General features: G+C 70.8%; 22 protein-coding genes. 9 read left to right on the top strand and 13 right to left on the bottom strand.

Annotated elements, in window-relative coordinates; translation table 11 throughout:
* Nucleotides 1–2: 2 nt before the first annotated feature.
* Nucleotides 3–1,334, top strand: coding sequence for a DUF58 domain-containing protein (locus KNO15_RS16165; RefSeq protein WP_241704830.1), 1,332 nt, complete (start codon nt 3–5; stop codon nt 1,332–1,334).
* A 782-nt stretch (nt 1,335–2,116) separates the two neighbouring features.
* Here the strand turns inward: KNO15_RS16165 and KNO15_RS16160 are convergent.
* Nucleotides 2,117–3,112 carry a stage II sporulation protein M gene (locus KNO15_RS16160; protein WP_241704829.1) on the bottom strand — a complete coding sequence of 332 codons (996 nt, stop codon included), beginning with the start codon at nt 3,110–3,112 and terminating at the stop codon, nt 2,117–2,119.
* 77 nt (nt 3,113–3,189) lie between these two features.
* Here KNO15_RS16160 and KNO15_RS16155 point away from each other — a divergent pair, with 77 nt between their 5' ends.
* Both KNO15_RS16155 and KNO15_RS16150 read left to right on the top strand, forming a co-directional pair.
* Nucleotides 3,190–4,077, top strand: coding sequence for an RDD family protein (locus tag KNO15_RS16155; protein WP_308220450.1), 888 nt, complete (start codon nt 3,190–3,192; stop codon nt 4,075–4,077).
* 39 nt (nt 4,078–4,116) lie between these two features.
* Entirely contained in the window at nt 4,117–5,022 is a 906-nt protein-coding gene (locus KNO15_RS16150) for a cyclase family protein (RefSeq protein WP_241704828.1), read from the top strand.
* Between the two features lie 10 nt (nt 5,023–5,032).
* Here the strand turns inward: KNO15_RS16150 and KNO15_RS16145 are convergent, their stop codons facing one another.
* The 4 genes from KNO15_RS16145 to KNO15_RS16130 form a co-directional block, all read right to left on the bottom strand.
* Nucleotides 5,033–5,584 (bottom strand): GNAT family N-acetyltransferase, encoded by a 552-nt coding sequence (locus KNO15_RS16145; protein WP_241704827.1) that lies wholly within the window; start codon nt 5,582–5,584, stop codon nt 5,033–5,035.
* On the bottom strand, nt 5,584–7,065 hold the full coding sequence (ahcY, locus tag KNO15_RS16140) for an adenosylhomocysteinase (RefSeq protein ID WP_241704826.1): 1,482 nt from the start codon (nt 7,063–7,065) through the stop codon (nt 5,584–5,586). The genes KNO15_RS16145 and ahcY overlap by 1 nt, the downstream gene beginning before the upstream one ends.
* 120 nt (nt 7,066–7,185) lie before the next feature.
* Nucleotides 7,186–8,625 carry a phosphomannomutase/phosphoglucomutase gene (locus KNO15_RS16135; RefSeq protein WP_241704825.1) on the bottom strand — a complete coding sequence of 480 codons (1,440 nt, stop codon included), beginning with the start codon at nt 8,623–8,625 and terminating at the stop codon, nt 7,186–7,188.
* 10 nt (nt 8,626–8,635) lie between these two features.
* Entirely contained in the window at nt 8,636–8,848 is a 213-nt protein-coding gene (locus KNO15_RS16130) for a DUF3499 family protein (protein ID WP_055918289.1), read from the bottom strand.
* 42 nt (nt 8,849–8,890) lie between these two features.
* Here KNO15_RS16130 and KNO15_RS16125 point away from each other — a divergent pair, with 42 nt between their 5' ends.
* Nucleotides 8,891–9,334, top strand: coding sequence for a metallopeptidase family protein (locus tag KNO15_RS16125; protein WP_241704824.1), 444 nt, complete (start codon nt 8,891–8,893; stop codon nt 9,332–9,334).
* A gap of 46 nt (nt 9,335–9,380) precedes the next feature.
* On the opposite strand, the gene KNO15_RS16120 is transcribed toward KNO15_RS16125, so the two are convergent.
* The 4 genes from KNO15_RS16120 to galE (KNO15_RS16105) all read right to left on the bottom strand — a co-directional run bounded on the left by KNO15_RS16120 (nt 9,381) and on the right by galE (KNO15_RS16105) (nt 15,663).
* Nucleotides 9,381–10,811 carry a DUF5719 family protein gene (locus tag KNO15_RS16120; RefSeq protein WP_241704823.1) on the bottom strand — a complete coding sequence of 477 codons (1,431 nt, stop codon included), beginning with the start codon at nt 10,809–10,811 and terminating at the stop codon, nt 9,381–9,383.
* On the bottom strand, nt 10,804–14,124 hold the full coding sequence (locus KNO15_RS16115; protein ID WP_241704822.1) for a glycosyltransferase: 3,321 nt from the start codon (nt 14,122–14,124) through the stop codon (nt 10,804–10,806). Before KNO15_RS16115 ends, KNO15_RS16120 begins: the two co-directional genes overlap by 8 nt.
* A 70-nt stretch (nt 14,125–14,194) precedes the next feature.
* Nucleotides 14,195–14,515: a WhiB family transcriptional regulator gene (locus tag KNO15_RS16110; RefSeq protein WP_208038356.1), complete on the bottom strand. Its 321-nt coding sequence runs from the start codon at nt 14,513–14,515 to the stop codon at nt 14,195–14,197.
* 185 nt (nt 14,516–14,700) lie between these two features.
* On the bottom strand, nt 14,701–15,663 hold the full coding sequence (gene galE / locus KNO15_RS16105) for a UDP-glucose 4-epimerase GalE (protein ID WP_241704821.1): 963 nt from the start codon (nt 15,661–15,663) through the stop codon (nt 14,701–14,703).
* A gap of 96 nt (nt 15,664–15,759) precedes the next feature.
* Here galE (KNO15_RS16105) and KNO15_RS16100 point away from each other — a divergent pair, with 96 nt between their 5' ends.
* Nucleotides 15,760–16,272: a hypothetical protein gene (locus tag KNO15_RS16100; RefSeq protein ID WP_241704820.1), complete on the top strand. Its 513-nt coding sequence runs from the start codon at nt 15,760–15,762 to the stop codon at nt 16,270–16,272.
* Nucleotides 16,273–16,293: 21 nt separating this feature from the next.
* On the opposite strand, the gene KNO15_RS16095 is transcribed toward KNO15_RS16100, so the two are convergent.
* Nucleotides 16,294–17,472 (bottom strand): acyl-CoA dehydrogenase family protein, encoded by a 1,179-nt coding sequence (locus tag KNO15_RS16095; protein WP_241704819.1) that lies wholly within the window; start codon nt 17,470–17,472, stop codon nt 16,294–16,296.
* A gap of 112 nt (nt 17,473–17,584) precedes the next feature.
* Here KNO15_RS16095 and manA point away from each other — a divergent pair, with 112 nt between their 5' ends.
* The 3 genes from manA to KNO15_RS16080 are packed head-to-tail and all read left to right on the top strand — an operon-like array spanning nt 17,585 to nt 21,406.
* Entirely contained in the window at nt 17,585–18,742 is a 1,158-nt protein-coding gene (gene manA, locus KNO15_RS16090; protein ID WP_241704818.1) for a mannose-6-phosphate isomerase, class I, read from the top strand.
* 14 nt (nt 18,743–18,756) lie between these two features.
* Entirely contained in the window at nt 18,757–20,106 is a 1,350-nt protein-coding gene (locus tag KNO15_RS16085) for an O-antigen ligase family protein (protein ID WP_241704817.1), read from the top strand.
* A gap of 10 nt (nt 20,107–20,116) precedes the next feature.
* Nucleotides 20,117–21,406: an O-antigen ligase family protein gene (locus tag KNO15_RS16080; protein ID WP_241704816.1), complete on the top strand. Its 1,290-nt coding sequence runs from the start codon at nt 20,117–20,119 to the stop codon at nt 21,404–21,406.
* On the opposite strand, the gene KNO15_RS16075 is transcribed toward KNO15_RS16080, so the two are convergent.
* Nucleotides 21,348–22,592: a lipopolysaccharide biosynthesis protein gene (locus tag KNO15_RS16075; protein ID WP_241704815.1), complete on the bottom strand. Its 1,245-nt coding sequence runs from the start codon at nt 22,590–22,592 to the stop codon at nt 21,348–21,350. The genes KNO15_RS16080 and KNO15_RS16075 overlap by 59 nt on opposite strands.
* Nucleotides 22,593–22,757: 165 nt before the next feature.
* Here KNO15_RS16075 and KNO15_RS16070 point away from each other — a divergent pair, with 165 nt between their 5' ends.
* Nucleotides 22,758–23,642 carry a glycosyltransferase family 2 protein gene (locus tag KNO15_RS16070; RefSeq protein WP_241704814.1) on the top strand — a complete coding sequence of 295 codons (885 nt, stop codon included), beginning with the start codon at nt 22,758–22,760 and terminating at the stop codon, nt 23,640–23,642.
* A 6-nt stretch (nt 23,643–23,648) separates the two neighbouring features.
* On the opposite strand, the gene KNO15_RS16065 is transcribed toward KNO15_RS16070, so the two are convergent.
* Nucleotides 23,649–24,620: a glycosyltransferase family 2 protein gene (locus KNO15_RS16065; RefSeq protein WP_241704813.1), complete on the bottom strand. Its 972-nt coding sequence runs from the start codon at nt 24,618–24,620 to the stop codon at nt 23,649–23,651.
* The gene (gene galE / locus KNO15_RS16060) at nt 24,613–25,593 is read right to left on the bottom strand and encodes a UDP-glucose 4-epimerase GalE (protein WP_241704812.1); all 981 of its coding nucleotides are present in this window, start codon (nt 25,591–25,593) and stop codon (nt 24,613–24,615) included. The genes KNO15_RS16065 and galE (KNO15_RS16060) overlap by 8 nt, the downstream gene beginning before the upstream one ends.
* Nucleotides 25,594–25,596 lie beyond the last annotated feature (3 nt).

Genomic DNA, 25,596 nt, shown 5'->3' with positions numbered 1-25,596 from the left:
CGATGACCGTGTCCGGACGTTTCGTCGCCCTGCTGGCGCTGGGCGTCATCCCCGTCGTTCTGCTCGGCGGGGAGGCGGCACTCGCCTATGCCGCGCTGGGCGTCTGGGTGCTGCTGTGCGTCGTGCTCGGGGCGATCGATCTCGCCCTGGCCGCGTCGCCGCGGCGCGTGCGGGTGAGCCGAGAGCTTCCGGCGCGCGTGCGGCTCGGGGCCGACGCGACCGCCGAGCTGTTCGTCACGAATGTCGGGCCCCGCACCCTGCGGGGCGTGCTGCGCGACGCCTGGGAACCGTCGGCGGGCGCCGAACCGTCCCGCATCGCCATCAGCATCCCGCCGGGCGAGCGCCGACGCGTGACGGTCGCGCTGCGCCCCTGGCGTCGCGGCGAGCGCCGCGTCGAGCAGCTGACGGTGAGGGCGGCGGGCCCGCTCGGACTCTGGTCGCGGCAGACGACGCTGGAGGCACCCGGCCGGATCCGCGTGCTCCCGCCGTTCACGTCGCGCAAGCACCTGCCGTCGCGACTCGCGCGGCTGCGCGAGCTCGACGGGACCACCAGCGTGATGCTGCGCGGGCAGGGCACCGAGTTCGACTCGCTCCGCGAGTACGTCCGCGGCGACGACGTGCGGTCGATCGACTGGCGGGCGACGGCGCGGCGGCACGACCCGACGGGAGGCCGCGGTGCCCGTGTGATGGTCCGCACCTGGCGCCCGGAGCGCGACCGTCGCGTCGTGGTCGTGATCGACACCGCGCGCACCTCCGCCGCGCGCATCGCGGACGAGCCGCGCATCGACACCGCGTTCGAGGCCTCCCTGCTCCTCGCCGCACTCGCCACCCGGGCCGGCGACCGCGTCGACCTGCTGGCGTACGACCGGGTCGTGCGCGGTCGCGTGCAGGGCGCGACGGGTGCCGAGCTGCTGTCCCGGATGGTGGACACGATGGCCGGCATCGAGCCGGCGCTCATCGAGATGGACTGGTCGGCTGTGCCCGCCCAGGTGGGAACGCTGACGAGCCAGCGCTCCCTCGTCGTGCTGCTGACCTCCATCGACGCGCCCGGCGGCTCGCGCGGCCTGCTGTCGGTGCTCCCCCAGCTGACGAAGAAGCACATCGTGGTGGTCGCGAGTGTGACCGACCCCGAGGCCGAAGCCGCCGCGCTGCAGCGCGGGCGCAGGGAGGACGTGTACCGCGCCGCCTCCGCCGAGCGCGCGCTACTCGACGTCGCGCGCGTGTCGGCCGCCGTGCGGCGCCTCGGCGGGGAGGTCGTGACGGGTTCGCCCGCGGACCTGCCGCCCGCCCTCGCCGACCGCTACCTGGCCCTGAAGGCCGCCGGCCGCCTCTGACAGTGGCGGCGGGCGCCGCTCCGAGGCCGGCGCCGACGGCGACGCCGGGATCCGTCACGAATGCGCGCCCCCGCCTCCGGCGGCGATTCGTCACGAATGCGCTCCCCGCCGCGGGCGAAGATTCGTGACGAACATCGACATTCGTGGCACGAATCGCGACATTCGTCACGAATGTCGCGGGCGCAGGTCGATGCGCGCAGCCCGACAGCGCGCGACGACCCGCGACAAGGCCCGGCGAAGCGCGACCGCGCGACAACGCGCGTCAGCGCGACGGCGCGGCGCAGCCGCCGCCGACGTCGACATTCGTCACGAATGTCGACATTCGTGGCACGAATCGCGACATTCGTCACGAATGTCGCAGGGAGTGACGCGACACGCGACTGTGCGCGCGACGACCCGCGACAAGGCGCGGCGAAGCGCGACCGCACGACAACGCGCGACCGCACGACAACGCGCGTCAGCGCGACAACGCGCGTCAGCGCGACAGCGCGGCGCAACCGCCGCCGGTGCTCGCGGCGTCGCCCGCGACATTCGTCACGAATGTCGACATTCGTGGCACGAATCGCGACATTCGTCACGAACGTCGACGGCGCGGTGCGCGTGGCGCGACGCGGTCGACCGCACATTTGCGGCAAATGTGGCGTCAGGCGCCTCCCATCGGCACATTTGCGGCAAATCTGGCGGTCCCTGGGCGGCAGGTTTGCGCCGAATGTGGCGTTACGCGTGCCGAACCGACACGTGTGCCGCAAACGCTCGGGCGGGAGGCGCGCAGCGCGGCGGCGTCAGCCGGCGATGACGCGGCGGTCGCCGGCCTCGAACTCGGTGAGGTCGCCGGTCTCGCCCGCGCGCACCGCGCGGCGGCCGACGACGAGCATGTAGAAGAGGAACGCGGCGAGCGCCAGGACGCCGATCGCGATCTTGGCCCAGACCGGCAGCGCCGACGGCGTCACGAAGCCTTCGATCAGCCCGGAGACGAAGAGGCTGATGGCGCAGCCGACGGCGACCGTGAACAGGGCCCTGCCGTCCTCCGCGAGCGCCTGGCCTCTGGTGCGCGCACCAGGGGCGATCCACGCCCAGAAGATCCGCAGCCCGGCAGCGGCCGCGACGAAGACGCTGGTGAGCTCCAGGAGGCCGTGCGGGAGGATGTAGGCGAACATGACGTCGCCGCGACCGTAGGCGAACATCACGCCCGCCGCGGTGCCGACCCCGACCGCGTTCTGCACGAGGACGTAGGGCACCCACAACCCCGTGATCCCGAACGCGATGCACTGCGCGGCGATCCAGGCGTTGTTCGTCCAGACCTGGCCGGCGAACGACGCCGCCGGGTTGTTCGAGTAGTAGTCGACGAACTCGTGGTTCACGTACTGCTTGAGCGCGGCGTCGTCCCCGAGGTTGCGCAGCACCTCCGGATTGCCGGTGATCCAGAACGCGTAGAGCGTCGAGACGACGATCGTGAAGACCGCCACCGCCAGCACGATCCAGCGGATCCGGTAGAGCGCGGCGGGCAGCTGCAGCACGAAGAAGCGCGGGATCTGCGAGAACAGGTTCGTGCCCGCCCCGGTGAAACGCAGCCGCGCGGTGGCCAGCGTCACCGAGAGCCGGTCGCCCACCGCCGTGGACCCCGCGCTGGTCTGGATCGCCGAGAGATCGGCCGCCCCGGACTGGTAGAGGTCGATCAGTTCGTCGGCGTCGCGGCCGTCCAGGCGTCGGCGCGCGGCCAGCCGGGACAGTTTGTCCCAGTCGGCACTGCGCGCTGCCATGTATGCGTCGAGATCCATCTGCTTGAATGATAGCCATGACGGCATCAGCGCCCCTGCTCCCGAGCGGGGGGCAACCTCGATCGGGGCCATCGCGCGTGGGCCAGCCGGGTGCGCCCCAGCCGGGTGCGCCTCAGCCGGGTGCGGGCCAGCCGGGCGCGGCGCAGGTCCCGACCGGCGGCGAGCGCGAACTCGTGACGGGTGAGGCCGTCACCCTCGACGTCAAGCCGACCAGCTACATCCTCCGCGCGGCCGGCACGATGATCGACTGGCTGTTCTCCATGCTCGTCATGCTCGGGTGCATCCTTCTCCTCGTCGCGACGGGAGGCGGCCTCGACGCCGCACTGGCGCGCGCACTCGTCGTGCTCATCCTGGTGTTCGGGATGGTCGTGCTGCCGACCGCGATGGAGTTGCTGACCCACGGTCGCTCGCTCGGCCGGCTCGCGGTCGGCGCACGCATCGTGCGCGACGACGGCGGAGCGACCGGATTCCGGCACGCGTTCATCCGCGCCCTGGTCGGCGTGCTCGAGATCTACATGACGTTCGGTGGCATCGCCGCCCTCGCCGGCCTCCTGAACACCCGGTCCAAGCGTCTGGGCGACCTCCTGGCGGGCACCTACAGCCAGCTGGAGCGCGTCCCCCACCCGCAGCCGCTCGCCCTCTACCTGCCCCCGCACCTCTACGGCTGGGCGCAGACCGCCGACGTCGGCCGCCTCCCCGACCGGCTGTCGCGCCGGATCGCCCAGTTCGTGCGGCAGGCGCCGCAGCTGACGATGGCCGCGCGCATCGGGCTGAGCACCGAGCTGGCCCGGGAGGCCGCCCCCTTCGTCTCACCGCTGCCGCAGGTCGACGCCGAGTCGTTCCTCGTCGCCGTGGCCGTCCTGCGCCGGCAGCGCGATGCCGTGGGGCTCGCGCTGGAGGCCGAGCGGCTCCAGCGGCTCGAGCCGGTGCTCGACGCCCTCCCGCACGGCTTCCCCGACCGCTGATCCTCCCCGGCCGTCCGGCCGGCCACCCCAGGAGCGCCGATGACCGAGTACCGTGCCCATTTCGACGCCGTGGTGTCGTTCGTCAACGGCGGCGGGCTGACCGCTGAGGGCTTCCGACTGGACGTGCCGAGTGCCGCCGTCGAGGAGGCCGAGGTCGCCGAGCTGTTCGTCCGGCACCTGGGGCTCGCGCTCGTCGGCTCGGTCGAGCTCCGCGACCTCCGCCTCGTCGAGGAACCGCATCGCGGAAGCCGTGGCATGGCGGCGGCGGCGGCGGACGACCGCGGCGCAACGCGGATCGTCGACCTCAGCCACCCGATCCGCGCCGGACTCGTCACCTACCCCGGCCTCCCGGAGCCGGTCATCACACCTCACCTCACCCGTGAGGCGTCGCGCGAGCGCTACGCTCCTGGCACCGAGTTCGCCATGGACGTCATCACGATGATCGGCAACACGGGCACGTACCTGGACAGCCCCTTCCACCGCTACGCCGATGGCGGCGACCTCGCCTCGCTCGACCTCGAGACGCTGGTCGGGCTGCGCGCGGAGGTGTTCCACCTGACCGACGCCGGAGAGCGCGGCATCCCCGCGGAGGTCTTCTACGACAGGGAGCTCTCCGGGTCCGCGGTGCTGCTGCACACCGGCTGGGACACGCGCTTCGGCACCCCGGAGTACGCATCGGGAGCGCCATACCTGACGGAGGCGGGCGCCGAGCACCTGGCCCGCAGCGGCGTCGCACTCGTCGGGATCGACTCCCTGAACATCGACGACACGGAGAACGACGGCTCCCGTCCGGCGCACAGCATCCTGCTCGCCCACGGCATCCACGTCGTCGAGCACTTGACCCGACTCGGCGACCTCCCGGCGCGCGGCGCGCGGTTCACGGCTGCGCCGCCGGCGGTCGAGGGGTTCGGGACGTTCCCGGTGCGTGCGTTCGCGGAGGTGTGACGGGCCGGCCTCAGTCGTGCAGGATGCGCTGGAAGAGCACGTGGTCCTGCCAGCGGCCCGCGATCTTGAGATACGCGGGCGCGACGCCGATCCGCTCGAAGCCGGCGCGCGTGAGCACCGACTGGGAGGCGTGGTTGGCCAGCAGCGTCGCCGCTTGCACCCGGTGCAGTCCGAAGTCGTCCCTGCAGGCCTCCAGCAGCGCCGTGAGCGCGACGGACGCCAGGCCGCGGCCGGTGTGGCCGCGGTCGAGCCAGTAGCCGACCATCGCGCTCTGGAAGGCGCCGCGCACGACGTTGCTCAGGTCCAGGCCGCCGGCGATCTCGTCACCGTCGACGATCACCAGCGGCACCGCGGTGTCGAGTGCGTGGAGGGCGAGGAGCTCGCGCGTGCGCGCCAGCTGGCCCGCCTCGGTGAAGAACTCCTCCGACCGCGTCGGGTCCCAGGGTGCCAGGTGGCCGCGGTTGCGCGCGTACGCCGCTGCGAGCGCGGCGGCGTCGTCCTCGCGCCGTACGCGCAGGACGAGCCCGCCGGGCAGCTCCCGGTCTGCGAATTCGAGCGTCATCAGTAGCGGTAGTGGTCGACTTTGTACGGGCCGTCCACGGGGACGCCGATGTAGTCGGCCTGCTCGTCGGTCAGTGTCGTCAGCTTCACGCCGAGTGCGGCGAGGTGGAGTCGCGCCACCTTCTCGTCGAGATGCTTCGGCAGCACGTACACGCCCACCGGGTACTTCTCGGTCGAGACGTACAGCTCGAGCTGGGCGAGCACCTGGTTGGTGAACGAGTTGCTCATCACGAAGCTCGGGTGACCTGTCGCGTTGCCCAGGTTCATCAGGCGCCCCTCGGACAGCACCAGGACGCTGCGGCCGGTCGGGAGGCGCCACTCGTGCACCTGCGGCTTGATCTCGACCTTCTCGGCACCGGGGAGGGCCTCCAGCGAGGCCATGTCGATCTCGTTGTCGAAGTGGCCGACGTTGGCGACGATGGCGAGGTGCTTCATCGCGAGGATGTGGTCGAGGGTGACGACGTTGAGGTTGCCCGTGCCGGTGATGACGATGTCGACCTGGTCGACGACCGACTCGAGGGTGGTGACCTGGAAGCCGTCCATCGCCGCCTGCAGGGCGTTGATCGGGTCGACCTCGCTGACGATCACGCGTGCGCCCTGGCCGCGCAGGGCCTCCGCCGCGCCCTTGCCGACGTCGCCGTAACCGCACACGAACGCGACCTTGCCGCCCATGAGCACGTCGGTCGCGCGGTTGAGGCCGTCGGGAAGCGAGTGCCGGATGCCGTACTTGTTGTCGAACTTGCTCTTGGTGACCGAGTCGTTGACGTTGATGGCCGGGAACAGGAGGTCGCCGCTCTTGGCGAGCTCGTACAGGCGGTGGACACCGGTGGTGGTCTCTTCGGTGACGCCGAGGATGCCGTCGGCGACGCGCGTCCAGCGGTCGCCGGAGGTGGCGAGGGAGGCGCGGAGGGCGGCCAGGATCACGCGGTACTCGTGGCTGTCGCCCGGAGCATCGCCCGGGACGGCGCCGGCGAGCTCGAACTCGCGGCCCTTGTGCACGAGCAGCGTCGCGTCGCCGCCGTCGTCGAGGATCAGGTTCGGGCCGGTCCAGTCGGCACCGGCTGCCTGCGCCTCGGCGGTCCAGTCGAAGATCTGCTGGGTGCACCACCAGTACTCTTCGAGCGTCTCGCCCTTCCAGGCGAAGACGGGGACGCCGTCGGGTGCCTCGACCGTGCCGTGCGGGCCGACGGCGATCGCCGCCGCCGCTTCGTCCTGCGTAGAGAAGATGTTGCAGCTCGCCCAGCGCACCTGCGCGCCGAGGGCGACGAGCGTCTCGATGAGGACTGCGGTCTGCACGGTCATGTGCAGCGAGCCGGCGATGCGTGCGCCCTTCAGCGGTTGCGTCGGACCGAACTCCTCGCGGAGGGCCATCAGGCCCGGCATCTCGTTCTCGGCGAGCCGGATCTGGTGCCGCCCGGCCTCGGCGAGCGCGAGGTCCGCGACCCGGAACGACAGGGAGGTGTCAATGGCAGACGAAGGCATGCGGCTATTCTGTCATGCCCGCGCGGTGGAGCTAAGGGGCAGCGCGAAGCGATGCCGCGACCCCAGCGCCGAGGGAGCCTGCGACCGAGGTACCCAACGCGACGTGCCTTGAGGACCTGCCTACCCCCGGATAAGCCCCAGCACCTCGTCGCGGACGCGTCCCATCGTGGCGATGTCCGCAGCCTCCACGTTGAGTCGCAGCAGCGGCTCCGTGTTCGACGGCCGTACCGAGAACCACCAGAACGGCTCGCTCTCGTCGGTCAGTCCGGTGACGGTGAGGCCGTCGAGCTCATCGAACTCGCCGCGGCCCGTGAAGGCCTCGACGATCCGCGCATAGGCCGCCGGCACGTCCTCCACCGACGAGTTGATCTCGCCGGACTGCGAGTACGGGCTGTAGACCGCCGCCAGCTCCGAGAGCGGTCGGTCCTGCGAGCCGAATTCGGCCAGCAGGTGCATGGCGGCCAGCATGCCGTTGTCGGCGCTCCAGAAGTCGCGGAAGTAGTAGTGCGCCGAGTGCTCCCCGCCGAAGACGGCACCGGTCTCGCGCATCGCGTCCTTGATGAGGGAGTGACCGACACGGGTGCGGTACGGCGTCGCCCCCGCGGCCTCGATGGTCTCCGGCACGATGTTCGAGGTGATCAGGTTGTGGATGACCGTGATGTCGGCGTCCGGGTCGGTCGCGCGCACCCGGGCGATCTCGCGGACGGCGACGATCGCGGCCACGGCCGAGGGCGAGACCGCGGCCCCCGTCGCGTCGACGACGAAGCAGCGGTCGGCGTCGCCGTCAAAGGCGAGTCCGAGGTCGGCACCGTGCTCGACGACGGCGGCCTGGAGGTCGACCAGGTTCGCGGGCTCGAGCGGGTTCGCCTCGTGGTTCGGGAAGCTCCCGTCGAGCTCGAAGTACATCGGGATGATCTCGATCGGCAGCGCGGGCAGCCCGGCGTCCTGTCCGAGCACGGCGGGGACGGTGAGGCCGCCCATGCCGTTTCCGGCGTCGACGACCACGCGGATGGGGCGGATGCCGGTCAGGTCGACGAGGCCGCGCAGGTAGGCCGCGTAGTCGGCGAGGACGTCGAGCTCACGGTAGCCTCCCGGCCTGTCCACCTCGACGAGGCCCTCCGCCAGATACACCGCGGCGCGGTCGCGGATGGCGGCGAGACCGGTGTCGAGGCTGATGCCCTGGGCGCCGGCCCGCGAGAGCTTGATGCCGTTGTAGGTGGCCGGGTTGTGGCTGGCGGTGAACATCGCCGCCGCCGCGTTCAGGGCTCCCGACGCGTAGTACGACTCGTCGGTCGAGCACAGGCCGATGGACACGACGTCCGCCCCGCGGGCTCGGGCGCCGCGTGCGAAGGCGGCGACGAACTCCGGGGACGAGTCGCGCATGTCGTGACCCACGACGACCTCAGAGCCCGCGGCGCCGATCTCGTCGACGAATCCGGCGGCGACGGCGGTGACGACCTCGGTCGTCAGCCCGCTGCCGACCAGTCCGCGGACGTCGTACGTCTTGACCACCGCCGAGAGGGCGGCGCGGAAGTCGTCGACCGAGTCAGAAGTATGCACGCGGGTCACCCTACTTGATCTCGCCGAAGACCTCGTGGCGCACGATCTGCCATCCCTGCGGCGCCGACAGCCGCTCGGCGTGGATGGCGCAGAGGTCGTAGGAGTGGGGTTCGTGAGAGAGGCTGAGCGGGCCGAGCACGGCCATCGAGTCGGCATACACGTAGGTCAGCGTCGACACGGCGTCGCGCGGACAGGCGACACGGGAACACGGACGGCTCAACATCGCGCTCAGACTACCGGAGCACCACCGACGTAGGATTGCGACATGCCCCGCAACCGCCGCACCAGCAGCAACCCCCCGGCGACCAGCCGGTGGCGCAGCCGTCACGGCAGAGGGGCGCGTGGTCCGGTGACCGGTCCGCATCTTCCGATGCTGCAGAACCGCATCGACTTCTTCGACATGACGGTCGCCTCCACCGCCGACTATCTCAAGGGCGTGTGGCCCCAGGAGCTCGCGAACGTCCATTTCGAGGTCGCCGCGACGCCGATCGGCAACACCGGCACCGATGGCGTCGACCGCTGGTACGTGGATCACGCCCGCCGCCGGATCGTGCTGTACCGAGTGCCCATCCAGCGCCTCACCAAGCTGCATCGCGACGACGATCTGCACCGCCGCATGTACATCGAGGGGTGCGTGTTCCGGGCTGTGGCGGAGCTGCTGGGCAAAGACCCGTGGGACCTCGCGCCCGACCGCTTCCGGCACTTCTGATCCGCGTTCCGCACTGACCGGGCGCCACGCACCGGCCGCGATCGGGTCAGTGCGGATAGACCTCGATCGGCGCCGCGAGAGGCCCGGCGGGTGCCACCGCGAAGGAGCTCGAGAGCCCGTCACCGCTCATGCTGACGCTCACCTCCAGACCATCGACTCCGGTCAGTGTGTAACGCCCGCTGCGCACGGTGAGGTTGGCGCCGCCCTCGGCCGGCACAGTCACCGTGGTCGAGTCGCCGGTCGACAGTCTGACCTTGACCGTGGCGTCCTTATCCCCCGCGTTGGCGAAGTGCAGCTGCGGGCCGGCGCCCGGCGGGACGGCGACCAGCTGCGTGTGACCGAGCGGCGCGGTAGAGGAGAACCACGAGAAGTCACGGGATTTCGTGCCGATCACGGAGGTGCGCACCGCGGCGACGACGGGGACGTCCGAGCGGACGGTCACTGTGAAGTTGCCGTCCTTGAGGTTGTCGAGCGGGATCTCGGCGACGTTCCCGGCCTTCACCGTCTGCGCGTAGGAGTTGCCTGCGTTCGTCCCGGTCTCCCCGACGGCGCCGATGGTGATCTTGGCGTCCTGGCTGCCGGGCACCAGGATCCGGACCGTCGGATAGTCCACTCCCACGCTCTCGGCCGACTGGCCCGCGGTGATCGCCGCGAGCGACCCGATCGTCACGCCGGGGATGGTCTGCACGCGCCCGGGGGCTCCCGTCGCCCCGACGAGCTCGACGCCGCGCGGCTGGATGCCCTGCTCGAAGCTCTGCTGCATCGTGGCGACCACTTGGCCGCCGGTCGTCGTCACGTGCACGACGGGCGCCGTCGCCGACGGGGCGAGACCGGCCAGCGGCACGACCTTCTGCGATCCGGCCGGCACCAGGATGCCGGTGGCTCCTGGAGCGCTGACGCGGCCGGTCTCCGTGTAGATGTCGAGGTTGACCGTCGCGTCGACGGAGGTCGGGTTCGAGAGCATGACCAGACTCGTCTGGCCGAGCGTGGTGGCGCCGGCCACGAGCCAGCTGTCGGCCGACGGCTCCGCGCAGGCGGCCGCGGCCAGCCCGGCGAGATCGTCGGTCGTCACGTTCTCCAGCTGGGACCCGGCGAAGAGCGGGGCGTGACCCGCACCCTGCGGGGTCGTCGCCGTCAACGCGAGCGGCGCCTGGTCGGACGAGGTGGTGTCGGCGTCCGGCTTGAGGGAGCGCGACTGCGTGTCGGCGCCCGAGGCCCCGTAGACGGTGGTGACGTCGCCGATCGCGCTCGGTCGAGTGGCCTGACCGGCATCGGCGGCGAGGGCGAGCACCGGGCCCGGGCACACGCGCTGCTGGTCCGCAGGGACGGGACGCACGGTCTTCGACGGCGAGTCGATCGCGAAACCGGGGAGCGGCAGCAGCGTCGCACCTGCGATGACGACGGCCGCGATGCCGATGCCCACGATCCCGCCGATCGCGCGGACGCCGCCCTGGGCGAGTGCTCGACGGTCAGCCACGATCGCTCCCCTCTGTCGACGGGCGCGGTCGGATGATCGTCTCATCGAGGCCGTCCTCCAGGGTCGTCGGCGCCCCGACGGGCACCGGCGCGGACTCGAGGTCACGTTCGGGTCGGGGTTCGGGCGCCTGCTCGGGTTCGGGCGCCTGCTCGGGTTCGGGCGCCTGCTCGGCTTCGGGGGTCTGCTCGGCTTCTGGCGCCTGCTCGGGTTCCGGGTCCGGCTCGGGTGCCCGCTCGGTTTCCGGCTCCGCCTCGGGCGCCTGCTCGCGTTCCGGCCCCTGCTCCTGCTGCGGCACCTCGGGCACGGAACCGACGTCCTCGCCGTACGACTCGACGGCCGCCTCCTCGTCAGGCTCCGCCTCCCAATCGTCGAGGCTCTCCTCCGCGATCGGCACGTCTCCGTCCGACGGCGGATCCGGCTCGTCGTCCGGTTCGACCGCGGGAGGCTCGCCGCCGTGACGGCGCTCCGGCCTGCGCGCGTTGAGCTCCGAGACCCGGTCGGCCGAGCGTGTGGTCGGGATCGCCAGCAGCAGAGTGAAGCCGACGATCACCCCCTGCACGAGCAGCACGATCAGCCTCCAGATTCCACCGGCGTCCGGCGGGATCTGGGCGGCGGGAGGCACGACGGCGGTGCCGCGATCGAATGCCCAGAGCGACCCGCTCGTCGTCTGGCCGACGGACACCAGGAGCGGGTCGGCGTCCATGGCGACGCTCGCTCGGGTCCTGGTCGCCTCGGCCGCGGTGGTGTCCGGCTCGGTGCCGGCCTGCTTCTGGTTCAGTGCGGTCGCCGGCGGCGCGAGCAGCACGAAGTCGATTCCGAGTCGCTTGAGCTCGCCCGACGCGTCGTAGCCGCTGCGCGACGACAGGTTGCCCGCGAGCGTGGCGAGCTCGCGCTGGCCCGGGGTCAACGAGCGCGACGTGGAGCTCAGCGTGCTCTGCCCGTCGAGCGTCTGCCCTGCGCCGCGGACGACCTCCGCTTCGATTCCGCCGTCCGGCTGCGGTGTGATGCGCACGGTGCCCGCGCGCGGCTGGGTGGCGGCCTTCGCCGTCACGACGGCGGGCATGGTCCGGCCGTCGGCGGCGGTGACGGTCGCATTGCCGTCGTGCGTGGCGACCGCCGAGGGCACCGCGGCGATCGCCAGGGTGATCATGGCGACCCACGCCGGTGCCAGCGAGCCGCGTTTCAGCGCGGACAGCGCGAGCACCGCCGCCCCGACCAACCCGACCCAGTAGAGGCTCAGAGCGCTGCCCGGCCAGATCGGTGCGACCGTCGCGCCGCTCACCGCGACCTCCAGGTGCAGCGCGGCAACGGCGGTCAGGAATCCCGCGAGCGCGACGAGCAGGGCGACGACGGCTCGCACGGTCCCGCGGAGGAACAGCGCGAGGATCGCCAGGATGCCGAGGGGTGCGAGCAGGATCGGCACCAGGATGTTGCCGGCTCCGGTGCCGAGCGTCAGCGTCTGGGCGATGGCGTGCCAGCCGCCGAGCGTGCCGTCGGGGAAGCCGAGTGCGAGCTGCCAGGCGGGCGTCTGCCGGGCGTCGAGCACCACGCCGGGGTCGGCGAACACGGAGAGCCAGGCTCCGCGGGCCGCCTGCTGCCAGACCAGCGGTGCGAACAGCACGACGGCGGGCAGCGGGATGAAGACGATCCGAGCGGCCCGGCGTCCGGCGAAGCCGATGGCCGCGATCCACGCGACGACGAGCGCCGGGATGAGCACAGGGGCGCAGGCCACGGTCGCGGCGGCCAGCAGCGCCGTCGTCGCGCTGGCCGTCCACGAGCGGCGAGCGGCCAGACCGGCGAAGAAGAGCCAGGGGAGCAGGACATGGGCGAGCACGGCCCCGGGGCGGCCGCCCTGCAGCGCGATGAACAGCGTCGGGGCGAGCGCATAGGCGATTCCCGCGAACGCCCGGATGGTCGGGCGGACGGTGAGGCGCGCCGCCGCGAGCCAGGCCCCGAGCGCCGCGAGCGGTAGCGCGAGCAGCCAGACGCCGACCAGGGAGGCGCTGGGCTGCCAGAAGGTCAGGGTGCCGAGCACGGCGAGGACGGCCGAGAACGGGTCGACGGCGCCCACGAAACCGAGGTTGATGTCGCGCCAGCCGTAGCCGAGGTTCGCCCAGAGCTGGCCGACGGAGGCGTTGAGCGGCAGCATCCCCCCGCCCGTGATGGCCGTGGACGACGCGAGCGGATAGAACAGCGCGACGCCGATGACCAGCGCCGCCAGCACGGTCCAGCCGCCGCCGGTCCCCCAAAAGTCCAGATCTTGGCGCTCGCCCTGCTGGCGCACCAGCGCCGCCTCGCGTTTGAGGGCCCTGCTGCGGCGCACATCGCCGAACGGGATGCGCAATGGCGCGATCGCCGCCCAGGTCACCGTCTTGGCCTTCGCGAGCCGCCGGCGCGCGTTGCTGACCGCGAGTCCGGAGAACGCGACCCGGAACGCGGCACCCAGCTCGCCGCTCACCGAGCCCGGCTCCTTGCGCAACAGCCGCAGGATCGCGCGCAGGATCGCGAGGGGCACGAGCGTCAACCAGTGCGGGACGACCGCCCAGCCGGGCGCGTAGGCCATGCGCCGGTGGAGCTGCGCACGGCGCCGCTCCCCCGCGAGCTTGCGACGGACCGACCACTTGCGCGACAGGTTGGGACCGGCGATGCCGTCGCCGCCCACGGCGACGCGGGCCTGCGCGACCAGGGTCACCCGGTAGCCGGCGAGGCGTGCCCTGGTGCAGAAGTCGAGGCCGTCGTCAACGGTCGGGAGGGCGGGATCGAACCCGTCGAGGGCCTCCCAGACGGGCTGGCGCACGAGCATGCCGGCCGACGACACGGCGAGCACGTCGCTCAGCCCGTCGTGCTGGGCCTGGTCGAGCTCGTTCTCGACCAGCGGCAGCGAGGCTCCGAACGGGGTCATCGCCTCGCCGAACTCGCGGATGAACGTGGCGTCGTCGGCGTCGACCAGCTTCGGGCCGACCACGGCGACGGACGGCGACACCTCGAGAGCGCCGAGCAGGGCCTGCAGGGCCTCCGGCTCGGGGGCCGTGTCCTGGGCGAGCAGCCAGAGCAGCTCGTCGGACGACGAGGTGGGCGGCAGGACGCGCACGGCGGTCGAGACGGCCGTGCCGAACGGGAGCTTCTCACCGCTGCGGAGGAGGTGGGTGGGGCGGGCGTCCGCCAGCAGGCGTGCGGCGTCGTCCGTGCTCGCGCAGTCGACGGCGATCACGGCGTCCGGCTGGCGGGTCTGCGCCGCGATGGCGTCGAGAGTGCGCTGCAGGCGGGGGCCGCCGCTGTGGGCGACGACGATGGCGGTGACTCTCGGATACATCGGGAGTCAGCCTAAGTTGGGGCTGCGCCGATCCCGGTAGTGCGTCGGGCGCGGCGCGTATTCGACCCGGTCAGCCGGCGCGCTTGCGGAGCTTGCGACGCTCGCGCTCCGAGAGCCCGCCCCAGATGCCGAAACGCTCGTCGTTCGAGAGGGCGTATTCGAGGCACTGGGACCGGACCTCGCACGAGGTGCAGATCCGCTTCGCGTCACGCGTCGAGCCGCCCTTCTCGGGGAAGAACGCCTCGGGATCCGTCTGCGCGCACAAGGCGTCGGACTGCCAGGCGAGAGGGTTGTCGTCGTCGACCCCCGCTCGCACACCTGGAACCCCGAGTCGCACCGGATCGATGAACCAGTCGTCGGGTACCCCAGAACGATATTCAGGAACTGCCATATCGGTCTCCCCACCCTTGAACTGCCTGCGACACATTTGTCGTGTCGCAATAATTACACCGTTGTCATTCGATTCAGTCAAGTCGCGAATCGTAAAGCCTTAACGCCTGGTCGAGACTTCACGACGCGCCGACGATCGACAACGATCGCGACACGCCCGACCTGTCTACCCCCGCCGGTCGGGATTCAGGACGCCGCCTGGCGTGCTTCCCAGGCGCTGCCTACCATCTCGTCGAGGGTGTGGCGCATCTTCCAGTCGAGGTCGCGGGCTGCGAGCTCTCCCGAGGCAACGATCCTCGCCGGGTCGCCCGGACGTCGAGGCCCCACTTCTGGGGTGAAGGCGATTCCGGTCACGGAGGCCACCGTCGACATGATCTCGCCGACGCTGACACCGTCGCCGCTGCCCAGGTTGTACACGGCCTCCACGGGCTCGCCTGCATCGAGGCGCTTGGCCGCAGCCACGTGCGAGACGGCCAGGTCGGCGACGTGGATGTAGTCGCGCACACAGGTGCCGTCCGGCGTCGGGTAGTCGTCGCCGTTGATCCGCGGGACGCGGCCGTCGACCAGGGCGTCGAAGACGAGCGGGAACAGGTTGTGCGGGCTCGTGTCGCGCAGAGCCGGGTCGCCGGAGCCGACCACGTTGAAGTAGCGGAGGGAGGTGTGGCGGAGGCCGGTGGCGACGCCCTGGTCGCGCAGCAACCACTCCCCGATCAGCTTGGACTCGCCGTAGGGCGACTCCGGGCTCTTGGGCGTCGTCTCCGTGACCGTCTCCACGTCGGGCGTTCCGTAGACCGCGGCCGACGACGAGAAGACGATGGCGTCGACCCCCGCCTCCTGCATCGCCGCCAGCAGCACGGCGGTCGCCGTCACGTTCTGCTCGTAGGTGTGCAGCGGGCGCTGGACCGAGACGCCGGCGTACTTGAACCCGGCCACGTGCACGACACCGCTGATCGTGTGCTCGCGGAACACGCGCTCCAGCAGGTCGCCGTCGAGGATGGTGCCGCGGTAGAACGGCACGTCGGCCGGGACGAACTCCTCGTGGCCGCTGGACAGGTCGTCCACGACGACCACGCCGATCCCCTCAGCGCGGAACGCCCTCACGACGTGGGAGCCGATGTATCCGGCACCTCCGGTCACCAACCACGCCACGGCGTCCTCCAGCCTCGAGCGGAAAAGGGGGTCGTGAGAACCCTATCGTCCGCGAGGAGGACGACTCGGCGGGCGGCCGGCTCCTAGGGTCGGAGCATGAGCACCATCGCTGCGGCGCGCACCTGGATCGTGATCTTCATCGTGGGCCTCGTGCTCAGCGGCATCACCGCCTTCCCGTTGGCCTGGGAGGTCTCCCTCGCATCGCAGGTCCTGCACGCGACGCCGGCGCCTGATATCGCTCCCGGCCTCGTGGAGTGGGTCGACCGCGTGCACCACGCGCTGGAGGACACCGCGCGCTATCCGTTCCTCTCGTACGGCACCGACTGGCTCGCCTTCGCGCACCTCGTCATCGCCGTCGCCTTCATCGGGCCGCTGATGGATCCGGTCAGGAACATCTGGGTGCTCCGGTTCGGCATGATCGCGTGCGCCGGCATCGTGCCGCTCGCGGTCATCGCCGGCGCCGTGCGGGGCATCCCGCTCGGATGGCAGCTGATCGACATCTCGTTCGGCGTGCTCGGGATCATCCCGCTGCTGTTCGCCCACCGGTTGGCCCTGCGGCTGGAGCGGGACGCTTCGGCGCAGGCCGCAGTCGCCCTCCGGGCGGGGTGAGCGGCCGACGGCCGGCCGGGGTCAGACGAACGCGGCCTCTCCGGTGATCGCCCGTCCCACGATGAGCGTGTTCATCTCGCGGGTGCCCTCGTACGAGTAGAGGGCCTCCGCGTCGGCGAAGAACCGGGCGACGTCGTAGTCGATCACGATGCCGTTGCCGCCCATCAACTCGCGGCAGCGGGCGACGGTCTCGCGCATCCGCGCGGTCGCGAACGCCTTCGCGAGGGCCGAGTGCTCGTCGCGCTGCTCGTCGTCGTCGAGCATCTGCGAGACACGCGTGCACAGGGCGATGGAGGCGGTGATGTCGCCGATCGACTTCACCAGGAGGTCCTGGATCAGCTGGTGCTTGGCGATCGGCTTGCCGAACTGCACACGCTCCTTCGCGTAGCGCAGGGCGGCCTCGTAGGCGCCGACCGCGACGCCCACGGCGGCCCAGGCGACCTCCGCGCGGGTCAACCGCAGCACGGCGGCGGTGTCGCGGAAGCTGTTCGCGTTCTGCAGGCGCAGCGACTCGGGCACCCGGACGTTCTCCAGGGTGATGTCGGCGTTCTGGACGATGCGCAGCGACTGCTTGCCCTCGATCTTCGTCGCGGTGTAGCCGGGCGTGCTCGTCGGGACGATGAAGCCCTTGACCTGGCCGTCCTCCGCGCTCTTCGCCCAGATCACGGTGATGTCGCTGAACGTCGCGTTGCCGATCCAGCGCTTGGATCCGTTGAGGATCCAGTCGTCGCCGTCGCGGGTGGCGACGGTGCGCAGCCCCTGCGCCGAGTCGGAGCCGGAGTCGGGCTCGGTGAGCCCGAACGCGCCGAGCACCTCCCCGCTCGCCAGCTTGGGCAGCCACTGCGCCCGCTGCTCCGCAGACCCGCAGACGCCGATGGCGCCGAGCGCCAGGCCGTTCTGCACGCCGACGTAGGTGCTGACCGAGGCGTCGACACGGGCGAGCTCGAGCGCCACCCAGCCGCGGAAGACAGCCGAGTTCTCGAACGGCGCCGTCTCGGCGAAGCCCAGGCCGATCGCACCGGCGCCGTGCAGCACCTCGATGATCTGGTGCGGGAACTCGGCGCGCTCCCAGTACTCGTTGACGATCGGCTTGATCTCGCCCTCCAGGCGGGCGCGCAGATTCGCGAGGAAGTCCTTCTCACGCTCGGTGAGGAGGTTCTCGAAGCCGTAGAAGTCGCTGGCGAGGGTCTCGAAGGACATGTGTGCTCCATTGCGTCCGGTCGGGCAGAGGCGTCGTCAGCCTAGGGAACGGTCCGGGGCGCGGCAACGCGATTGGTACTTTGGTCTAACCGGATCGAAGGGAAGACGACGGATGTTTGTGCGCATCGGCAACACCCCGCGCGATTACGCATGGGGATCCACCACGGCGATCGCCGGCCTCCTCGGCACGACGCCCAGCGGTGCGCCGGAGGCGGAACTGTGGCTGGGCGCGCATCCCGGCTCCCCCTCCCGGATCCTCGACTCCACGCAGACCGACGGCGCGACCGACCTGGCCGCCTGGCAGGAGGCCGCCGGCAGACTGCCCTACCTGCTCAAGGTGCTCGCCGCTGCGAGCCCGCTGTCGCTGCAGGCGCACCCGTCGTCCGCACAGGCGCGCGCGGGATTCCAGCGCGAGAACGCGGAGGGTCTCGCGCCCGACTCGCCGGAGCGCAACTACAAGGACCCCTTCCACAAGCCGGAGATGATCTTCGCCCTCTCCGACCCGTTCGACGCCCTGTGCGGCTTCCGCGAGCCGGCCGACAGCCGTGCAGCGCTGGAACGACTCGCCGGCGATGACCCGGCGGTCGCCGCGTTCGCCGCGACACTCGTCGGGCCGCCGGCCGAGGTGCTCCGCGGCGCGACCGAGTGGCTGCTCGGCGGGGCGCCCGAGGTCGCCGAGGTGGTCGACGCGGTCGTCGCCGCGGCTCGGGAGGCCGACGGCGTCGACGCCGACACCGTCCGGATGCTGGCCGCCGCCTTCCCCGGCGACCCGGGCATCGTGCTCGCCCTGCTCCTCAACCGCGTCGCCCTGAGGCCAGGCGACGCGCTCTACCTGCCCGCCGGTAACATCCACGCCTACCTGCGCGGGCTCGGCATCGAGCTGATGGCGGCCTCCGACAACGTGCTGCGCGGCGGTCTCACCCCCAAGCGGATCGACGTCCCCGAGCTGGTGCGCATCCTCGACTTCGCGCCCTTCGCCGTGACGCCGATGGTGCGCGAGCGCCCGGCGCCCGGTGTCGAGGAGTTCGTCCCCGACGTCCCCGACTTCCGGCTCACCCGCATCGAGGTGGGCGGGGACGTGCCGTCGGCCTCCGTCGGGCTGCCCGGCACCGCGATCGTCCTCTGCACGGCCGGCGACCTCGAGGTCGAGGGCGCGACGGAGGCGCTGCGCCTGACGCGCGGGGAGGCCGCCGTGGTGACGGAGGACGAGCTCAGGCTGTCGGTCGTCGGCGGTGCGGGGACGCTGTTCCTCGCGACGCCGAACCGGTGAGCTATTCTGCGGGAGTGAACAGCCCGAGGCCTGTGCCGTCCAGCGGTCTGTCGCTGAGCGACCGCATCCGCACGGCGCGGGGGGCCTCGGGGACCGGCGCGTCCGTGTTCGCCGTGCTGCTGCTGTTCACGCTCTTCGCCGGGGACTTCTGGCGAAACCTGATCAGCTGGCCGGGCTATTTCGTGCTCGCCGCCGTGCTGGCGGCGGGCAGCATCGTCTTCCTGGTCAGGACGCGGCCGGCGTTCCGCTGGCGCAAGACGCCGAAGACCCTCGTGCTCTTCCTCGCCCTCGCGATCGTCTCGCTGGCGTGGTCGGCCTACCCCGGCGCGACGGCGCTCGGGCTCCTCGCCCAGCTGGCCACGACGGCCGCCGCCGTGTTCCTGGCGCTGTGCCTGAGCTGGCGGGCGGTGCTGACCGCGCTCGCCAACGCGTTCCGCTGGATCCTCGGGCTGTCGCTGCTGTTCGAGCTGATCGTCGCGGTCTTCGTGCGGCACCCGATCCTGCCGCTCACGCCGGCCCAGCCGGTGCCCAGCGGGCACATCCCTTCGGCGTTCTACTGGAGCCGCAACCTGCTGTTCCACGGCGGCCAGATCCAGGGCATCGTCGGCAACAGCAACCTGCTCGCCATGATCGCGCTGCTCTCGCTCGTGGTGTTCGGCGTCCAGCTCGCCGACCGCACCATCCGCCGGGGCACGGCGATCACCTGGCTGGTCGTCTCGGTGGTGACGTTCGCGCTCACGCGCTCCTCCACCGTCTTCATCGCGACGGTGTTCACCGCAGTGGTGCTGGGCTTCGCCCTGTGGACCCGGCGCGCCGGCCCCGAGCGCCGCAGGCCGGTCTACCTGACCGCCGCCGCCCTGGTGGTCGTCGCGGTCGTCGCCGTCGTGCTGTTCGCCTCGAAGATCCCCGTGCTGCTCGGCAAGAGCGAAGACCTCACCGGCCGGCTCACGATCTGGAACTCGGTCATCCACCTCGCGCAGGAGCGGCCGGCGTTCGGCTGGGGCTGGGTGAGCTACTGGGCGCCGTGGGTGTCTCCGTTCAAGAACCTCGCCGAACGCGGCGGCGTGGTCTACCTCCAGGCGCACAACGCCTGGCTCGACGTCTGGCTGCAGCTCGGGATCGTCGGCCTGGTGATCTTCGCGCTGCTCATCGTCAGCACGCTGTGGAGGTCGTGGTTCCAGGCCGTCGACCGCCCCCGGTTCGCCGCGGGTGACTCCCTGCCCTACACCGCGCTGACCCTCCTGCCGCTGCTCCTCCTCGCCGCGCTGCTCGCGCAGAGCCTGGCGGAGAGCCGCATCCTGATCGAGGCGGGCTGGACGCTTCTCGTGCTCGTCTCCGTGAAGACCAAGCAGTCCGCGCCGTAGGATTCTCTTCATGGCCGAACCGCGTCGAACTCTGGTGCCGCCCGCGGTGACCGAGTTCCTCGGATCGGCGAGGTTCACCTCCACGCTCGCCCTGCTCGCCGTCGTGACCGGGTTCTCGACGCACGCGATCCGCGCTCTGATCGGCTGGCCCGGCCTGATCGGCGTGCTCTGCACGATCGCGGTGCTCGCCGGCCTGTCGTTCGTCGCGCAGCGCAAGCTGATCGAATGGCACGGCCTGCTGCCGATCTCCGCGCTGCTCTTCGTCGGCTGGTGCGCGCTCTCGCTGATCTGGAGCGACTACCAGTGGGCCACCCTCGCCGGGGTGGTCTACCAGCTGCTGTTCGCATTCCTCGCGGTCTACATCGCGCTGGTGCGCGACGCGATCCAGATCGTCCGCGTGGTCGGCGACGCCCTCCGCGCGCTGCTGACCGTGTCTCTCGCCCTGGAGATCCTCAGCGGCCTGCTGCTCGACATGCCCATCCGCTTCCTCGGCATCGCGGGCAATATCGCGGCGGGCGGCCCGATCCAGGGATTGTTCGGGTCGCGCAACGCGCTCAGCATCGTCGCCCTCATCGCGTTCGTCACGTTCCTGGTCGAGCTGCGCACCCGCTCGGTGCGCCCGCAGCTGGCGGCGTACTCGATCACGCTCGCGGTGCTCTGCATCCTGCTGGCGCACTCCCCCGTTATCGCGGCCGTATCGGTCGTCGTCGGGTTCGCCACCCTTGCGCTCTACCTGCTGCGCAAGGTTCCTGCGCACCGCCGCACCCTGGTGCAGTGGGGGCTGGCGCTCCTGACGATCGCCATCCTCGTCACGGCGTACATCTACCGGACGCGCGTGATCGACCTGCTGAACGCCCGTGCCGACTTCCAGGTGCGTTACAAGCTCTGGATCCAGATCTGGGAGCTCATCCCGATCAACCAGATCGCGGGATGGGGCTGGGTGGGCGCCTGGCCGACCGACCTCTACCCGTTCAACGCCATCCAGGATGCGACGGGCACCTATCACCCGGACGGCCTCAATGCCTACCTCGACGTCTACCTCCAGGTCGGCTTCATCGGCCTGCTGCTCTTCGTCGCGCTGATCGCGCTGGCGTTCAGCCGCTCCTGGCTGCTCGCGTCCAACCGTCGCAGCGTCGTCTACGCGTGGGCTCCGCTGGTGATGGTCTCGCTGCTCGTCACGAGCGTCTTCGAGAGCTCGATCCTGATCGAGTCCGGCTGGATGCTGCTGGTGATCTGCACCGTCAAGGCGTCCCAGGGGATGAGCTGGCGGCTGCGGCTCCCACGACGCGACGCCGGCTGACGAGCCGGAGTCCGAGGAGATGCACGATCAGCCCGATGGCCGGACCGGATGCGAGCGCGATCACGGTGCGCACCGGGAGCGGCAACGGCAGCGGCAGGGCCAGGACGACGATGGACACGACGGAGGCGCCGACCCAGCCTGCGGCATACAGCCCGTGCTGGTTCCTGGAGAGAACGGCGGAGCCGGAGATGCACAGCGCACCGATGAGTCCGGACGACGCGACGAGCCCGGTGAGGACCGGGGCCGAGATCGTGAACTGATGGCCGAAGACGAACTGCAGGACAGGCACGGCCCAGAGCCAGGTTCCGAGGCAGAGGACCGCGACGACGCCGGTCAGACCGAGCAGGAGCAGCGTGGTCCATCGAGCGACGCTCGCCGGTGCGTGTGAGAACCGGCTCACCAGGTAGCTGGTGAGTGCCATGAGCGGAACGAGGACCGGGGCACGTGTGAGCGTCACTGCGAGGACCAGCGTGCCGAGCAGATCGTGGTTGTCCGGGCCGGCGAAGAACGAAAGCACGAGCGGGAACCCGTTGATCAGGACGGCCGTCGCGCTCGCGGCCACCATCGTCCGCGCCGTGTTGAGCGCGAGCCGACCATAGCCGATCGAGACCCGACCGTGCCCGGCGAGACGCTGGCGCCCGGCGATCCCCACCACCAGCAGCGACAGCGGGAACGGCAGGATGACCGCGACGGCGAGCGCGACGACATCATGGCTGACGGTGAGCACTCCGAGCACGAAGACGACGCGGAGGATGCCGTCGAGCGCCACGATGGCCGCGAGATGCCTCCACATCCCGGCGCCCGCCATCACCCCGGAGGCTGCGGCGACGAGGCCGTTCAGGGCGGCGCCGATGCTGACCAACCACGCGAGGTTCGCGTTCTCCGCCCCGAGGCTCGGGACCGCCCACAACGGGGCCAGCAGCATGATCGCCGTCGCCACCACCAGGGAGACCCCGACCGCGAACCGCCAGAGCGTCGCTCGACCCTGCGGCCGGATGTCGGCCGCCTCGTGGGCCACGACCCTTGTCGACTCCTGCTGCAGACCGAAGAGGATGCCCACGACTAGGAAGAGTGCCGACCAGAAGACGGAGAACAGACCGTACCCCGCGGCGCCCGCCTCGACGAACACCCGCCAGGTGACCAGGTACCCGGACAGGCCGGAGACGACCGTAGCTGCGAGGATCAACGGAATGGAACGCTTGTCGCTGCGCGGTGCGATATCGTCGGTGTCGGGAAGCGGTTCGTTGAGGGGCTCGGACGATGTTATGAGGGACGCTCCCTATGCGCATGACATGATGGACTTCGGCCACTTCTCGCAGCATGCCCACCTTACGACGAAAGTCTGGAAGCAGTGACGATCGACATCATGATGCCGTTCTACGGCGATCCGGCGCAGTTCCGCCGGGCAGTCGAAAGCGTCGTCGCGCAGAGCGATCCGGACTGGCGGCTCGTCGTCGTGGACGACAACTATCCCGACACGTCACCGGGTGACTGGCTCGTCGGGTTGGGGGACGCGCGCATCAGCTACGTCCGCAACGAGGCGAACCTGGGTGTGGCGGGCAACTTCTCCAAGTGTCTCGAACTGGTCCGCTCCGACTACTTCCTCCTCATGGGTTGCGACGACATCCTCGAGCCTGCGTACGTCGGGCGGATGGGGTCGGCGATCCTGGAGTATCCGACCGCGTCGTACTTCCAGCCGGGCGTGACGGTGATCGGGAGCGACGGCAATCCCACGACCCCCCTTCCGGACCGCGTCAAGCGGTGGGCGCGGCCGCGCCGTGCCAGCACCTCCATCCTGTCCGGCGAGTCGCTTGCGAGCAGCCTGCTGCGCGGCAACTGGACGTACTTCCCGTCCATCTGCTGGCGCGCGGACGTGGTCCGCCAGTACGGGTTCGTGGAGGACTTCGAGGTCGTGCTCGATCTCGCGTTGCAGCTGGAGATCATCCGCGGCGGAGGCTCGCTCGTCGTGCTGCCGGACCCGCTGTTCCGCTACCGTCGGCACGCCGGCAGCGTCTCGTCGTGGTCGGCGAAAGACGGTTCGCGCTTCGCCGAGGAACGTGCCTTCTTCGCCACCGCCCGGAAACTCATGGACGAGGCGGGATGGCATCACGCGGCGCGGGTGGCGCGCTTCCACATGTCGTCACGACTCAACGCGGCCACGAAACTGCCGGCAGCGCTCAGGCACTGGAACACGGACGGCATCCGGGCGCTCACACGCCACATCGTCGGGTACTGAGCGCGCTCAGGCGGGCTGAACGAGATCCCGCAGCACATCGCGGAGGCCGCCGCCGTACCGCGTGTACGCTCCCGTCAACGCCTGGCGGACGACCGGGACGATACGCAGCGGCCGAGCCGCAGGGTAACCGGACCTGATCCGTTCGTGGACGACCTTGGCCTCGAGCACCGCGACGAGCTGACGGTCGGCCGAGCCATCGGCGGAGACCCGGAGAAAGAGGTCCTCCGCCCGGGCCAGCAGACGGGCGTTGCGCGCGGCCCTCGATGCGGTCAGCCTGCCCATCGCCGTGCCTGCCGTGAGCCGACTCGCGCCGATCTGGTTGCCCCCGTGGATGCGATAGTCGGTGAGGGTGCGCCGACTGACCCGCAGCCCGTCTCCGATCGCGGCCAGCATCGCGAGCCATTCGTCGTGCACCCAGGAACCCGGGAACGGCATCGCGGCCTCCGCGAGTTCCCGCCGGAGGGCCGCGGTCGCTCCCGTGACGATGTTCCGGCGCAACAGTACCCTCGCGCCATCGCCGCGCTCCTCGGCCCTCAGTTCGCCGGCGCTCACGCCGAGAGCACCGAACAAGGTATCCCCCGTCGGCGACCCGCTGCCGTCGATGATCCGCGCATCCGAATGGGCGAGGAGCGCGCCGGGGGCTGCGAGCAGGCCGAGCAACGACTCCACCTTGTCGGACGCCCAGCGGTCGTCCTGGTCGCACAGGAGGATCACGTCTCCGGTGGTCGCACGGATGGCGGCCTCGAAGTTGGCGGTGACCCCGAGCGGACGGTCGTTCTTCAGGATGACGACGTCGACGCCCGCCGGCGCCGACACGCGGAAACTCTCGAGAAGCTCGCGCGTGCCATCGCTCGACGCGTCGTCGGAGAGCACGATCTCGTCGATCATGCGCGACTGTGCGAGGACGGAGCGCAGCTGCTCGTCCAGGTGGTCTACGCCGTTGTGCGTGCAGAGTGCCACCGAGACGCGCTCAGCCACGCGGGCTCCCGCTGAGAAGCTGGTGCGAGGCCCATGCCGACTCGACGATGTCGCGCAGGTCGTGACGCGCCTCCCACCCGAGTTCGGAGCGAGCACGCGACGGGTCGGCGACGACGATCGCAGCGTCACCGGGACGTCGCTCTGCGACGCGAGGCACGAGATCGAGACCGGAGGCCGCCGCGATGGCCGAGATCATCTCCCGAACACTGCTGCCCCGGCCGGTGCCGATGTTGAAGGGCCGGTTGCCCGAGATAGCGCCGGAGGCCACGGCGTCGAGCGCGGCCAGATGCGCCGACGCCAGATCGGCGACGTGGATGTAGTCACGCACGCAGGTACCGTCGGGCGTCGGGTAGTCCGCCCCGAAGATGACCGGCTCCTCCCCCGCGTCGAGCTTCTCGAACACCATCGGCACGAGGTTGAGGACGGCGGTGTCGCCCAGCCGCGGCGAGCCCGCCCCCGCGACGTTGAAGTAACGCAGGCTCGCCGCGCGCAACGGGCGGGAAGCAGCGACCTCGTCGAGCATCTGCTCACCGATCAGCTTGGTGCGGCCGTACGGGCTGATCGGCGAGGTGGGAGAGGACTCCGGGATGCTGTCGCCCTCCGTCGAACCGTAGACAGCCGCTGATGAGGAGAACACGAGAGCTGAGACTCTCGCGGCCTCCATGGCGAGCAGCAGGTTCGCCATTCCGCCGACGTTCTGCTGGTAATACCACGCCGGTCGGAGCACCGACTCGTCGACGCGCTTGCGTGCCGCGAAATGAACGACGGCGTCGACCCCGGCCAGGGCATCCGTCAGCATCGGCACTGCCGAGGGCTCGGACAGGTCTGCGCGGAGGACCGGCACGTCGGGGATGCGGGCGGAGTCTCCGGTGACGAGATCATCGACCACGACGACGTCGTCCCCCCGTTGCTGAAGCTGGAGGACGACATGACCGCCGATGTACCCGGCCCCGCCGGTGACCAGGATTCTCATTCC

It is taken from the genome of Leifsonia shinshuensis (genome assembly GCF_022606355.1).
Taxonomy (GTDB): domain Bacteria; phylum Actinomycetota; class Actinomycetes; order Actinomycetales; family Microbacteriaceae; genus Leifsonia; species Leifsonia shinshuensis_B.
This window is presented reverse-complemented; position numbering and strand designations above follow the sequence as displayed.

Excerpts from the sequence above, each read along its gene's own strand:
- KNO15_RS16080 (WP_241704816.1), top strand. The coding sequence starts at position 20,117 with ATGGCCGAACCGCGTCGAACTCTGGTGCCGCCCGCGGTGACCGAGTTC.
- manA (WP_241704818.1), top strand. The coding sequence starts at position 17,585 with ATGTTTGTGCGCATCGGCAACACCCCGCGCGATTACGCATGGGGATCC.
- KNO15_RS16095 (WP_241704819.1), bottom strand. The coding sequence starts at position 17,472 with ATGTCCTTCGAGACCCTCGCCAGCGACTTCTACGGCTTCGAGAACCTC.
- KNO15_RS16130 (WP_055918289.1), bottom strand. The coding sequence starts at position 8,848 with ATGTTGAGCCGTCCGTGTTCCCGTGTCGCCTGTCCGCGCGACGCCGTG.
- KNO15_RS16160 (WP_241704829.1), bottom strand. The coding sequence starts at position 3,112 with ATGGATCTCGACGCATACATGGCAGCGCGCAGTGCCGACTGGGACAAA.
- KNO15_RS16115 (WP_241704822.1), bottom strand. The coding sequence starts at position 14,124 with ATGTATCCGAGAGTCACCGCCATCGTCGTCGCCCACAGCGGCGGCCCC.
- KNO15_RS16125 (WP_241704824.1), top strand. The coding sequence starts at position 8,891 with ATGCCCCGCAACCGCCGCACCAGCAGCAACCCCCCGGCGACCAGCCGG.
- KNO15_RS16110 (WP_208038356.1), bottom strand. The coding sequence starts at position 14,515 with ATGGCAGTTCCTGAATATCGTTCTGGGGTACCCGACGACTGGTTCATC.
- ahcY (WP_241704826.1), bottom strand. The coding sequence starts at position 7,065 with ATGCCTTCGTCTGCCATTGACACCTCCCTGTCGTTCCGGGTCGCGGAC.
- KNO15_RS16100 (WP_241704820.1), top strand. The coding sequence starts at position 15,760 with ATGAGCACCATCGCTGCGGCGCGCACCTGGATCGTGATCTTCATCGTG.
- KNO15_RS16165 (WP_241704830.1), top strand. The coding sequence starts at position 3 with ATGACCGTGTCCGGACGTTTCGTCGCCCTGCTGGCGCTGGGCGTCATC.
- galE (WP_241704812.1), bottom strand. The coding sequence starts at position 25,593 with ATGAGAATCCTGGTCACCGGCGGGGCCGGGTACATCGGCGGTCATGTC.
- KNO15_RS16145 (WP_241704827.1), bottom strand. The coding sequence starts at position 5,584 with ATGACGCTCGAATTCGCAGACCGGGAGCTGCCCGGCGGGCTCGTCCTG.
- KNO15_RS16150 (WP_241704828.1), top strand. The coding sequence starts at position 4,117 with ATGACCGAGTACCGTGCCCATTTCGACGCCGTGGTGTCGTTCGTCAAC.